Source organism: Flavobacterium sp. HBTb2-11-1 (assembly GCF_009826975.1).
Lineage (GTDB): Bacteria > Bacteroidota > Bacteroidia > Flavobacteriales > Flavobacteriaceae > Flavobacterium.
The window spans coordinates 198,455-212,861 of the sequence record NZ_WUMO01000003.1 but is presented as its reverse complement, the minus strand read 5'-3'; the positions used below and the strand labels follow the sequence as shown (position 1 = coordinate 212,861).

Sequence of the window (14,407 nt, the reverse complement as noted above, 5' to 3'; positions counted from 1 at the left end):
AAAAACTAAACCATATAAGTTATATAAGTTATATAAGTTATATAAGTCTAATTAAGCCCAAACTTAAAATCACTTAAATAACTTATATGGTTTTAAAAAAAACTTTGCGTCTCCGCGACTTTGCGAGATTAATTTACTTCAACTTTGATTGTTGAAGCTTGTAAACTAGCAGTTGTTGCTTTCAACTGAATATTTTGATTCTTCCCATTAGATTGAATAATAACAATACATTTTCCATTAAACAATTTACAAGAATTCGCTTTAAACGAATCCAAATTAGCTTGATAACCATTATCAACACCAACTAATTTTCCTCCACCAGTAACTTCAAAATTAATTAAATCCATAGCATTTGGTAATACGTTTCCATCTTTATCTAACATTGAAACAGTTACATAAACCAAACCGTAAGTATCATTTTTAATTTCAGTTTTATCAGCTTTTAAATCAATTTTAGAAGCTTGTCCTGCAGTTTTGATTTCCTTTTCTAAAACCACTTTCCCATTCTTTCTTGAAACTGCTTTTAAAGTTCCTAGTTCGAATTTCACTTTCCATGAAATGTGCAAATCATCATTTTGTTTTGATTTCTTGCCAAGCGATTTACCGTTTAAGAATAATTCCACTTCATCGGCATTATTGTAATACGCCCAAACGTTGATTTCCTGATCTTTTGTCCAGTTCCAATGTGGTAAAATGTGCAAAACGGTTTTGTTCGACCATTCGCTTTGGTACATATAATACACATCTTTCGGAAGTCCTGCCAAATCAACGATTCCAAAGTACGAACTTCTCGCAGGATATGGATACGGATCTGGTTCTCCAATATAATCAAATCCCGTCCAGATAAAAGTTCCCGCCATGAAATCCTGACTCTTAATCGTTTTCCAGTTTTCTTCGTGCGTTGCGCCCCAGTACGATTTCACCTGATCGTAAGCCGAAACTGTCCAATCTGAATTGCCATCAAACGGAGCTCCGTGTTTTGTCGGCCAAGCTTTGATAACATCCGATTGATCGTAGTGTCCGCGCGTCTCTAAAGCTGAAACACTTTCTGAAGCTAATATTTTTTGTCCTTTAAATTTAGTTGGGAAATCTTTATAATCTTCGTGTTTGTAATTGAATCCCAAAAGATCCAAAGCGCCTGATTGATAAATGAAGTTTTTCTCGATAACATTCTCTGTCAAAGCCGAAGTTACAGAACGAGTGGTATCTAACGATTTTACAATTTTAGCCAATTCTCTTGTAATCGCAATTCCAGTCGAATCAAACTGCTCTCTAATTTCGTTACCAATACTCCACATCATAACCGATGGATGATTGCGGTCTCTTTTGATAAAATCTTCTAAATCCTTTTTATGCCAAGCATCCCAGTCTTTATGGTAATCGTTCGTCACTTTTTTCTTTTTCCAAACGTCAAAAGCTTCGTCCTGAACTATGAATCCCATTTCATCGCACAATTGCATCATTTCTAAAGAATGTGGATTATGAGACATTCTAATAGCGTTTGCGCCCATTTCTTTCATCAAAGCCAGTTTTCTTCTAACCGCATGAATATTTTCTACAGCTCCCAAAGCGCCATTATCGTGATGCAGACAAACTCCTAATATTTTAGTTGGAACACCGTTTAATGAAAAGCCTTTTTCTGAATCGAAATTGAAAAATCTAAACCCAAGCGGAGTTTCATAATTATCAACCAACTTCAATTTCTCATACACTTTTGTAATGACTTTATACAAATACGGACTCTCCGGACTCCATAATTTTGGCTGTTTTACTTCTAAATCATGAACCTTTTTTCCAGATGTTTTAGCACCTATTTTTTCTGTAGAAGTAAAATTTGCAACTTCTTTATTATCTGCGTTTACAATTGAAGTAACCAACTTAAATTCTTTCGCGGAAGCATTATCATTATCAATCGTAACTTCAAAATGTACTTTGGATTTATCTGCAGTAACTTCAGTCGTTGTAACAAAAGTTCCCCATTTACCTACGTGCAGTTTGTCTGAAGCAACCAATCTCACATTTCTGTAAATTCCAGAACCGGTGTACCATCTTGAATTGGGCTGAGAATCATTGTCAACTTTTACTGCAATAACATTCGATTTTCCGAAATTTAAATGCTGCGTTAAATCATAACCGAAAGAAATATATCCATTTGGGCGAATACCGAATGATTTACCATTTATGAATACTTCACTATTTTTAAAAACACCATCAAATTCAATAGAAACGGTTTTGTTTTTCCAATTGGCAGGAATAGTAAAAACTTTACGATACCAACCTTTCCCTGCAGGTAAAAATCCTTGTGCTTGTTTGGTTTTAGCATCTTTATCAAAAGCGCTTTCGATACTCCAATCATGCGGTAATTGAAGCGTTCTCCAATCTGAAGCGTTGAAATTAGCATTTACCGCTTCTGGAAAATCTCCTAATTTGAAATTCCAGTTTTTGTTGAAGTCTTCTACAATTCTGGCTTGTTTTTGCGCAAAAACTGAAACTGAAACTGAAAACAATATTGCAAATGCAAGTGTAATTTTCTTAACCATATTTTTATTTTTTCTCTCGCAAAGACGCAAAAGCGCAAAGTTTTTATTCTGAACCATATAAGTAATATAAGTTCATTTAACGCAAAACTTAAATTATCTTATATTACTTATATGGTTTAATTTCCTTTGCGACTCTGCGACTTTGCGAGATTATTATTTTTATCTACTGAAACTCGAAGTTATCTAACATCAACCCTTTCAAATCATCACCTTCGAGTGTAATTTTATACGTTCCCGCATTGATATAACCTCCTGATGTTGTATTCAAAATCTTCCATTTTTCAGGTGAAGGGAAAAATTCAATAGTATCATTTCGCATTAAAATTCCGTAGGCATCTTCCATTTTGAATTTCACTTTCATCGGCACTTCATTCCGATTCATAAAACGGAAACGCATTAAATAGATTCCTGCAACGCCAGGTTTTACTTCAAACTCGATGCTATTATTGGTTTTCTTTGTGAACTCAACAAAATCAGCTTTTTTGAAATTTCCTTTTTCGATTCCTGCTCCCGTTGTTTTTGTTTTTTCTGCTTCGATGATTACTACTGGTCTCGAATCGTCTTTTTCGCCCATATCGTAAGTTGGAACTACGACAATTGTAGAAATTGCTTCCGAATTATCAAAAAGAACCTTCTCATCTTTCTTTACTTTTTTAGTGAAAATATCAAATGAAGTTCCGTTGCTGTTTTTCGCTTTTTCTTCTATCTTTTTATAATCTAAAAGCCCTTTTAATGACTTTATTTTATCATCAACTAAAACATAAACTGTGGATCCTTCTTTTGCTGTAAACGAACCTGAAACTTTAGAATCAGTAGAAAACTGTAAATAATCTGCACCAAAAACTTCAGAAGGTAATTCGGTAAAAACAACCTCAGAATTTGAATACTGTTTCGAATTAAAATCCAACCACGAAGCAACTCTATTTATTGATTTATCATAATGGCTCAAAAACAGATTTTCAATATTTTTCGGAGATTCACTAGCTGGTCTTGCGTGATAATCTTTTGTACCGATTGCAATTGCTGAAATTATCGCTTGCCCTGCTTTTACATTGGGAAATGAAATTTTAATTTTTCCGCCAGTGCTTTTTACTTTAAAAGTCTTTTTTAAAGCTTTATCATGTCCAACTTCTGCCCAAATATCAAAATCTTTTAAAACTACATTATTGTTGATTGCTACATCAAACAAACGCCAGCCTTTGCAGTCCATTCCGCCACCAGTTCCGTACCACGGCTCTGTAAAGTATAATTCTACTAAATATTCTCCGTCAGGCGCAGGAAATTCGTAACGCAGTTTATCAACGCCGTATCTAAAACTTTGAAATAATTCCTGATCTTTTGTTCCGTTTATTGGGTCAAAAGTTTTTCTTTGACTGGCAAAAAAATCTGGCAATTTTTCAAAATTATCGGTCCATGATAGCGAACCCCAAGTATTTTGTCCGCTTTTGTGTCTATCTGCTGACCAACCATTTCCAGAACTATCTGTCAATTCAGAACCGCCGCAGTTTACCCTGTAGAGGTAATTGTAACTTTTATTAGGTTTTAAAATATCATTTTTATCAGCAATCAGAGATTCTAAATTTGGCGCTTTTGGAAGAGTATTCAAAACAATATAATCTTTGGCAACCGCTTTTCCATTTACATATCCAACAGCGTATAAAACATTGTACTGAATATTGACATTGTTAAACTGAAAATGCTGTCCAATCCCTGGATTTTTAAGTTTTCCAAGTGAAACTTTATTCACATCGTTGAACAACTCTACTTCATCGCAATTCGAGTAAATATCGATTCCGTTTTTGATTCCCGGTTTTTCCCAACGGCTTGGCCACGTATGCGAAACGATATACACCATCGGATTCGTTTTGTTCGAAACGTAATTTGCTCGATACATATAAAACGCATCCAAAGGTTCGCCCCAAATCGTAAAAAGTCCTTTGTAATTTACTGGTCCGACTTTATCAATATCTCTAAAACCTTCTCCGTTTTGTACACGTCCCGGATTTTCGTGCGAAGCAAAAAGCCAATTAAATTGTCCCGCAATCTTATCTTTTACGGATTCAGCTTCTCTCACTTTAATTTCCATTAACTGAGAAAAACGGTTTTCGCTTAAAATTCCTTTCTGGTCGAATTCGCCTTCTGTATGCAAATCTGCCGAACGCCAAGCGCCGTATTCTCCATTTAATAACTGAGTCGTCATTTCTAAATGGTATTTTAACGGATCTCCGCCATAAGTTCCTGACCAGTTTTGAACTACATTCCAATCGGTTCCTTCGCCGCCGTTACAAGTCGTAACGATTCTTTGTGAAGCTGATAACGGATCCATTTCACGAATTATCTGTGTGCATTCTTCCGCAAATTCCTTTGGAATCGTACTTTCGTTCTGTAATCCCCACATTACGACAGATGGACTGTTTCTGCGTTCTTTAATCCATTCTCGCAACAGAGTTTTAAAATTTTCTTTGAATTCGGGCGTATCGTACCAAATATGTGCTGAAAACTGACTCCAGAATAAGATTCCGTTCTCGTCAAGTTCTTTTTGATATAATAAATTATGGGGTTGGTGCGCTTCTCTAAAAGCATTAAATCCGCCTGCTTTGATTTGTTCTATTCTGGAATGAATCATTTCGTCTGAAAACGAATGGCTTTTTCCAATCAAATGTTCATATTCGCAGACTCCATTGATAAAAACAGGCTCGTCATTGATGAAAAAACGATTGTCTTTTCCGTCACGACTAACCGGCCAGCTTACCCAGCGGACTCCGTATGGTGTTGCTAATTGATCGATTATTTTTCCGTTTTCGTAAACTGAAGTAACCAATTTATACAAATATGGATTAGATGGTGACCATAATTTGGGGTTTGTAATCTCAGGAAGTGTCTGTGCTATTTCTTTTGTTTCTCCCGAATTGATCTTGTTATCGGTTTTTATGATCACAACTTTCTTTCCTGAAGCATCCAAAAGAATATTTTCGATAGTTAAATTTCGTTGTGAAGTACCATAATTCTTGATTTCTGTAGTCGTATGAAGAATTGCTTTTTGTTTAGAAACCGATTTATCATTCCAAACATGAACACCAAACGGTTGAATTCTTACATCGTTTGTAATAACCAAGGTAATAGGTCTGAAAATTCCCATTGGCTGAGAACCTTCTGAAAATCCCCATTCACCCGAACAGCCTCCGCAAACCCAAGGCAAATCGGCAATAAAGGATGGATGTGATGCTTTTACTAAAATGATATTTTCCTTATCGAAAGAAACCGCTTTGGAAATGTCTAAAGTAAAAGTGGTTCTTCCGCCTTTGTGTTCACCTACTTTTTTACCATTTACCCAAACCGTTGCATAAGAACTAACGCCCTCAAAATAAAGAAAATGCTGTTTTGAATTGTCTTTTTTATCAAGCTTTAATGATCTTTTGTACCAAGCAGTACCGTGCAAATTTCCATGTTTTGTTCTTCTGAAACCATAATACTGATCCCAATTGTGAGGCACACTAACCTTCTGCCAATTAGAATCAGTTTTTGGATTTTCTACAAAATCTTCTTCTTTCAGCGGAAGATTATCCAAGATTACGGTTTCCCAAGACGAATTCAGCGAAATCTCTTTACGAAACTTCCCTGAATCTTTGCTCTGACTCCAAACAAAGCAAAGACTTGAAAAAAAACAAAAAATAAAAAAAACTATTCTATTCATATTTTCTATTTCCTGCAAGGTTTTCAAAACCTTGTAGGTTTAACTTTTTAACGTTCATTTTAGATACCTACAAGGTTTTGAAAACCTTGCAGGAACGCAGATTAATAAAACAACCAATCGATAGCTGCTTTTTCTCCTGCATCTATATATCCTACATCACGAGGTGTTATGGTTTGATCTGCGTCGATAAAACCTAAAATCAATACCTTTCCTTTTCCTAAATCCAATTTATTCTCACCTGGCTGGAAAGTATACGTATGAATATTTACTCTTGGAAGCTCTTTTAAATTCATGGCACTTGCCAGAATAACTTCGGCTTGGCCATGAGCATTTCCTGCAGCATCAGTTTCCAAACTCGGCGGCAATAAAAATCTCTTTTGATCTGAATTGAAATATCCAACTACTAATTTAACGGCTTTTGCATTTCTAAACTTCAAATGTGTTCCTTTTTCGTTTTGGTCGTTTTCTACAAACGAATATCCTCTTAGGTTCTTAAGTTCTGGAGCAATTTTCGTTAATTCAGAAATATCTGTTCCATATACTTTTGTTCCTGGTTTCACTAAATAACTTCCTGGTTTTTCATCAATAAAAGTCACGTCTGCCGTTTTCCAAGGTTTTCCTTCTTTGGTTTCGATTTTTCCGTCTTTTGATGCTTTTAGCTTCTCTAAATTTCTTTTGAAGTTAGCCAATTCACGTTCGTAATGCGGCAACAATTCAGCCCACGTTTTGTTGTTTCCGTCGTCTCCTCCAATTGGGATTCGTCGTTGAGCAGTTTGCATACTATTGGCATAGTAATACGTGTCTTTTGTCAGTTTTACCAATAACTCATAGTGTTCGATGCTTTTCTCTAAATGAGGCATTGCTTTGTTTAAATCCGCAATGTCATTAGAATAACTATATCTTAAAACCAACAAAGCTGCTTTTACTTTTTCTGAGAAGAAATCGGCAAATGCCTTATACGCATAAATATCATTTTTAAGTCGTGCAAATTCTTCTTTATCTTTCGTTACGCTGGCTTCTGCTTTGTCGATGGCTTCAACAGCCAATCTTCCGTGTTCTGTAATTTCAGCAATAATCTGCGTTGGAAGTTCGCCAGAATGAGGCTCTTTGTTCCATTCTTTTTTGGCATATTCTAAAAGCAATTCGCCTGGAGGTCCGCAAGATTCGTGGAAACCTGGATACACTCTCCATTTTGACGGATTTACCAACTGGCTTTCGAACATTCCTAACAATAAAGTCTGTCTGTTTCCTTCTGTGATTCCGAAACGTCTCAACGTTTTTGGAGCGATTTCTCCTGTTTCTTCGTACGCTTTTAAAATATTATTTGCTGCTTCTTGAGTCGTTCCAAATTTTGCCGCTAAATCTTTATCCCAAAATTGAACTTCTTCGTTTCGGTCTCTTTTACTGTCCCAAGCATATCTTGCCCAAGCTTTGTACCAAATCCAGTCGCGATCCATTTCTAACAAACGTTCGCCCGATTTTGTTTTATCAGCAGAATACGGCCAATCCCAATAAGATGCTTGCGGATATAAGTGTAATGCATTGGCTCCGTGCACACTGTGCATTGCTTTTACGGTTTTCTGAATAAAATCTGGAGAACCGTATCTGAAAGGTTCTAAGTTGGCCAAAATGTGAACGTTCTCAATATGAATTGATTTCAAAGCACTCAACTGTTTGTGCGTTTCTCCCCAAGGCCCGCCTGGCGTATAAGTCGTTAAAGACTCTCCTGTATATTTACTTTCCGTATATAAGTTTTTGTATAACGGAAGTGATTTTTCCATTACCAAAGGCCCGTCTGTATCGTGAGAACGAAGAATAATTGGCGGCTCTTCTGTTTTTCCTAATGCCTGCAAGCCGTCACGGACACCCGGAATAATAGTTTTGGTAAACCATTCTACATCATCATCAACGGTATTGATTGCTTCTCCCAAACAAACCATTAAGCCAACATTGGGATATTTTTCGATAAAAGCGGCAATAGATTTTCTAGTATAATCTGACAATAAAGGTGTAATTGGTCTAGAACGATCCTGCGTTTTAATGTTATAATGTTCTGCAAAAGGCTTAGAAACAAGAATATTATAGAACATCTGAATTACCCAGATTCCGCGTTTGTTTGCCTCAACTGTTAGGAATTTATAGATTTCTTCGTTCTTTTTGAAATCCTCATCGCTTACTTCAACTGCAAACGGATATTCTTTCAATTTTACTAAAGACGCAAATGGGTGTCCGTTCCATAAATACAAAGAGTTCATGCGGTTATCCACCAGCATATCTAAGTATTTAATCCAAAGTGCTTTATCATAAAACCAAGGGAAAGTTTCTGGTGTATACGGATATTCGTAAACATCGCGCCCTTGAAGATAAACCGGTTTCTGCATTCCGATGCAAGCGCCGCGTAAAACCATTTCTGGACTGTCTTCGATATTGATTTCTGATGGAAGCTGGCCAGAAGTTTTAATACGATCCGCTAATTCTAAAGCTCCGTACAGACTACCGCTGGCATCTGTTCCTTCAATGAAAATGATGTTTTTTTGAGTGCGAATTAAAAAACCTTCTTTCTTAGTTAATTTACTGTCATCAATTTTAGCGCTTTTTGCATTCTTTTTCCAAAAGTCAGTTCCTTTTTCTCCAATAACAATTACTTTATCTTTTGAACTTTTCAATTTATCTGCAGAAGCGACAGTAAAACCTTTTGCTGAAAGCGTTTCTGATAATTTTTCTGCTCCAAATTTTGCTCTTGGCGAATTGGCATCACTAACAATAGTAATGTTTTGCGCTGTCGCGAAAGAAACATAAAGACATAAAAAAAGTAATTGCAAATATTTCATGGTATGCTGTTTTTGGGTATTCATTCTAAAATAATCTGCTAGATCTGCGTGAAAAAATTATCTCTCGCAGATTCAGCAGATTTGGCAGATTTTATATTGATTCTTTTGCCACTCCCGATAGCTATCGGGATAAAAGATTTCCACAGATTAAAAAATCATTTTAATCATTTTAATCTGTGGCTAAAAAAAATTAATTCTGAAAAATCTTCTTCAAATAAGCCACATTTGCTCCGTAATTGGCTTTTACATTGTGTACTTGTGTTACGTCACGAGAACGCTCCACTATCAGCCATCCGCTCCATTTCATTTCGCCCAAAGTCTGTTTGATTTTTGGCATATCGATCGCAGGATCATTTTCTAACCAAAACTGATCGGTGTTGGAAGCGTGAATCTGCGCCACATATTTCTTACCTAAAATCTTTAACTCTGACGCAATATCTCTTTTATTATCTAAAGCATTAGCAAAGTTGAAAGAACTTTTAATGTATTTTGAACCTACTTCATCTAAAAGTTTTTTCTCTTCGGTTGCGCTTAAAGAAGTTTCAATTGCAATAACACCGCCTATTTTACCCACTTCTTTTCCTGCCCATTGCAGTCTTTTAATTACTTCTGGACGCAGTTCTGGATTTTTAACCAAATCCGTTTGAGTTCCTAATGGAAGATACGCCATCTTCACTTTCATATTCTTCATTGCCTGAATACAATCTGTAATCATAGGTGTAATTTCTCTTGTAGCGAAAGATTGCGCGTAAAATCCCGACATCGCAATCGAACTGATCCCAACTCCTGTTTCTTTCGATTTATCTAAAAATTTTTGTCTTTCTACAGGATCGCCTAGTTTGCTGTCAAAAGTCGGTCGATTTCCTAAACCTCCCATGTCTAGTTCGATTCCGTCTGCTTTTAATTCAGCAGCCAGACCAAAAGCTCCAAGTTTTTGTCTTTTCAAAATCATCCAATCGCAAACAGCCACTTTATATTTTTGCTTTTTGTTGGAAGACTGAGCCGTTGCACAGCTGTTGAATGTTGTTGACATTACAACAAGCATTGCAATTAATAAATGTTTTCTTGATTTCATGCTTATATATTTTTTTTGCCACAGATTAAAAGATTAGATGGATTAAAAAAATCTGCTGAATCTGCCGAATCTGCGGGAAAAAATTTTACTCTCGCAGATTGAGCAGATTTTGGAGATTAATTAGAATAAAAAATCATTTTAATCCTTTAATCTGTGGCTTATATCTATTTTACTCTTCTTCCGCTTTTACAGCTGTTACCACTTTTCCTTCTTCGCCTGGCCAGATTCCGTTTTTGATTGGAAGCGCAACCAGTTTACTTGGGTCGATTTTTACATATTTCAGCTTTTCTCTTCTCCAAGTGTACACAATATGCACCATTCCGTCTGAACTTTGAATCATGGAAGGATAAGAATATTGGCTGATTTTTGAATCTTCTAAAACCAAAGCTGCGTTCCAGTGAATTCCGTCTTTTGAAACCGAAACGTTTAAAGGAGTTCTCGGCCCTTTTGCCTCTTTTCCTGGAGGAAGAACGTGATTGTAAACCAATAAATGTCTTCCATCTTTAAGAGTTACGGCATCCGTGCCAGAGTTGTTATTTGGAAGTCCGATTAACTCAATATCCGACCAAGTTTTTCCGTTATCTTTTGAGAAAGTGCTGAAAATCGCTCTGTTTCTGGTTCTTCCAATTGCTTGAATGCTTCCGTCCTTATGAAACAAAATACTGGGCTGAATCGCATTGATTTTTTGTTTTCCTCTTGGAAGCGTATCGCCCATCACCCAAGTTTTTCCGAAATCTGGAGTAAATTCCATACGAAGTCTCCATCCGTCACCTTCGATGCTTGACGGGCATAATAAAGTTCCGTTACTTAATAAAACAGGTTTATTTTTAATGGGTCCTAAGAAACCATCTGGCATTTTTTTAGCCTCTGACCACGTTTTTCCGCCATCAGATGAAGTTCTGATTACGCCCCACCATTCCGATGGTTTTGGTCCGATTTTGTAGAAAAGCATTAAATCGCCACCTGGAATTTGATATAAAACAGGATTCCAAGTTGGCATTCTTGGCCCTTCTTTCATAACACCGTCAGCCACTTTTACGCCTTCGTTCCATTTATCGCTTCCTTTTGGTTTGATTGCCACATAAATGCAAACGTCAGGATTTCTTTCGTGAGTTCCTCCAAACCAAGAAGCAACTAAATCACCATTTTCAGCTTCGACAATTGTAATCGCGTGGCAAGACGGATAAGGCGCTTTATCGTAAACAAACTGGTCCACTAAAATTCCTTCTTTCCAAGTCTTTTTCTCTAAAGCCGATTTACAACTTCCCAAAAGGAAAAGTCCAAACAAGACAAATGCTAATTTTGTTACCTTCATTATCAATTTAAATTATGAATTATTTTTTTTGAGTATAAATATATACCTAACATTTTTTTAGGTAAAAATATTTAATAAGTGTAAAAATAACACCAAAAAATTAACAATGTATCCTGTACTGTCCCGAAATACCAAAAATGAGGGTTATTTAACGCTTATCGCAAAATTTCCTGACGAAAGTGTCACCACAATTTGATTTTTCTCTGTAGTATAAGCATAAGAAGTCTTATCCAGCTTCTGTTTGTTGATTGAAACAGCCGAAACTTCGCTCGCAGGAAGATAAACAATTGCAGAAGTATTGGCAGGAATTGTAATACTCCAAATTAAAGATTTTTTATCCTTTTTCCAGTCGCTTTTAATTAAGCCGTAAATCGATTCGTATGAAGCATTTACATAAGTCAATCCAGCATCGAAATCTGGTTTCATGATAATTTGTTTGAAACCAGGAGTTTCGGGGTTGCTTTTGATTCCTGCCATGTTTTCGTAATACCAAATCAATAAATCGCCTAAAAGCATAACGTGATTTTGCGAATTCATAGCCGGATCTGCTGTATTTCCGTTCCAAAGTTCCCAAATGGTTGTTGCACCATTTTCGACCATATAACCCCAGCTTGGATAGGTTTTATTTGAAGCCAATTTGAAAGCCAAATCGCCGCGACCGAAATTGGTTAACGTTCGCATTAAAAATTGTGTTCCAATAACGCCTGTACTTACATGGCCGTTTTTCGTCACTTCAACTTCATGTACCAAGTTTTCAAATATTATGGTTTGAAGTCCGTCTGGAACCATTCCGAAAGTTAAGGGCAATAAATTTGCTGTAACCGTATTATTGGCGTAACTGTTTTTGTCTGTATTTAAATATTTGGCATTAAACGCTTTTTTGATTCTTAACGCTAAATCTTCATAATGTTGGATATCATTTTTTGAATCTGCAATCACAGCAAATTTCTTCATGATATTCAAAAGGTTATAATAAAATGCACTCGAAATCAATTCGCCATCAGTTAAACGAGAAGGATCTTTTGAACGTATTAATTCCAATGATTCTGGGGGGACGCACCAATCGCCGTATTTATCTTTGGTCATTAAATTGTCAACCAGATAATTTTCCTCCATATAATCCATCCATTTTTTCATGTACGGATATTGTTTTTCAACCGCTTTCGCATCTCCAAACTGCTGATACAGCATATCGGCAACGGTAATATAAGTTCCTGGCCACGTCACATTATCGCCATAATAACGCCAGAAAGCAGGCGCAACATCAGGAATTCCTCCATCGATAGTTTGTGAGTTTTTTATATCATCCAGCCATTTTGCATACAAAGTCTGATTATCAAATAAGAAACTTTCGCCATAAGCTCCCGTTGTTCTGTCTCCCAACCACGGCTGGCGCTCATTTCTTTGCGGACAGTCAATCGGCATTCCTTTATAATTTCCGCTGATTCCCCACCACGCATTCTTAAAAATCTGATTCATTATTGGATTTGATGAATCAAAAGTTCCTGTTGTCGCAATATCATCGTAAACTACTTTTCCAATGAAATTTTCTAAACTTGGTTTTGTTTTAAATCCTGAAATCTCCACAAATCTGAATCCGTGAAAAACAAAGCGAGGTTCCCAAACTTCTTCTCCTTCGCCTTTTAAAGTATAAATATCAGTCGTTTTGGCATCACGCAAATTGGCAATATACAACGAACCATCTGGCTGAAGCGATTCCGCAAATTTCATCGTGATTTTATCGCCTTTATTTCCTTTGACTTTCAATTGTAACCAACCCACCATATTTTGTCCCATATCCAAGATATAAGTCCCTTTTGGAGTCTGCTTTATCGAAATCGGTTTTACTTCACATTTCACCTTCATATTAGCCGACATCTGTCCTTCGTAGAATCCACCCGGTTCTTGAACATATTCTGCAGAAAGCCATTTTTTATCATCAAAATCAACGGTATTCCAGCCTTTCATTTCTTTGCGGGCATCATATTCTTCTCCGTCGTATTCATTGTTGGATAAAATCGGTCCGTCTGTTGTGATTTTCCAAGTATCATCGGTTCTGATTACATCTTTGCTTCCATCTGTATATTCAACAAATAACTGCAAAGCCATTTTCGGGTAACCGAAAGTTTTGATTTTATACGGTTTGTAATCCTGACGCATCGTAAAAAAACGTCCATTTCCTAAAATCGTTCCCAACATGTTTTTGCCTTCCTGCAACTGCGAAGTCACATCAAAAACATTGTATTTTACATTCTTCGTATAATCTGTCGGAACGGGCGCTAAAACCTGATCGCCGATTTTATTTCCGTTAATATAAAGCTCATACAAGCCCATTCCCATGATATAAACCTTAGCATTTTTGACTTTCTTTTTCAGGTTGATTTCTTTGCGAAGATAACGCGCTGACAGCCTAGAATACTGCGAAATACTATCGCCCGGAGACGTTTTTTCATAACCAATCCATCTAGTTGATTTCCAATCAGCATAAGTCAAAATCCCAATGCTGAAATGTGCATTTTCTTTAGATTGAATTTCTCCTTTATTGGTAAAAACAGTTACTTTCCAAAAAACATCTTGACGGTCTTTGAGCTTCTTTCCATTATAAATAACATTTGCAGAAGCATCACTTTCCACTTTCCCGCTGTCCCATAAATCACCGTTTCCAGCATTTAGTTTTTCTAAACTTGAAGAAGCAATAATTTGATATGCCGTCTGTTTTACATCGTTTATAGCTGCCTTTATTTTCCAGCTTAGTCTTGGCTGTAAAACATCAATTCCTTCTGGATTGGTCAGCATTTCGCATTTTAAATCACTCACACTGATTTTGTTTTGGGCTTTCGCCGAAATGGTGAAAAGTGAAATGATTAATGTAAGATGTAAAAAAAACTTTTTCATGGTATTATTTTATTGTGCCTGCGATGATTTTTATTTCACGCAGATTTGGTAGATTTA

General features: G+C 36.4%; 6 protein-coding genes. All 6 read right to left on the bottom strand.

Features of this window, described 5'->3' with window-relative positions; all coding sequences use genetic code 11:
* Nucleotides 1-128 precede the first annotated feature (128 nt).
* Nucleotides 129-2,540, bottom strand: coding sequence for a sugar-binding domain-containing protein (locus tag GR162_RS08170; RefSeq protein WP_237421331.1), 2,412 nt, complete (start codon nt 2,538-2,540; stop codon nt 129-131).
* Between the two features lie 163 nt (nt 2,541-2,703).
* The gene (locus tag GR162_RS08165) at nt 2,704-6,234 is read right to left on the bottom strand and encodes a malectin domain-containing carbohydrate-binding protein (protein ID WP_160781721.1); all 3,531 of its coding nucleotides are present in this window, start codon (nt 6,232-6,234) and stop codon (nt 2,704-2,706) included.
* Nucleotides 6,235-6,335: 101 nt separating this feature from the next.
* Nucleotides 6,336-9,065: a hypothetical protein gene (locus GR162_RS08160; protein ID WP_160781720.1), complete on the bottom strand. Its 2,730-nt coding sequence runs from the start codon at nt 9,063-9,065 to the stop codon at nt 6,336-6,338.
* Between the two features lie 190 nt (nt 9,066-9,255).
* The gene (locus tag GR162_RS08155) at nt 9,256-10,140 is read right to left on the bottom strand and encodes a sugar phosphate isomerase/epimerase (RefSeq protein ID WP_160781719.1); all 885 of its coding nucleotides are present in this window, start codon (nt 10,138-10,140) and stop codon (nt 9,256-9,258) included.
* A 169-nt stretch (nt 10,141-10,309) separates the two neighbouring features.
* Nucleotides 10,310-11,455, bottom strand: a complete 1,146-nt coding sequence (locus tag GR162_RS08150; RefSeq protein ID WP_160781718.1) for an exo-alpha-sialidase — start codon at nt 11,453-11,455, stop codon at nt 10,310-10,312.
* Nucleotides 11,456-11,599: 144 nt separating this feature from the next.
* Nucleotides 11,600-14,350 carry an alpha-L-rhamnosidase gene (locus GR162_RS08145; RefSeq protein WP_160781717.1) on the bottom strand — a complete coding sequence of 917 codons (2,751 nt, stop codon included), beginning with the start codon at nt 14,348-14,350 and terminating at the stop codon, nt 11,600-11,602.
* Nucleotides 14,351-14,407: the final 57 nt, after the last annotated feature.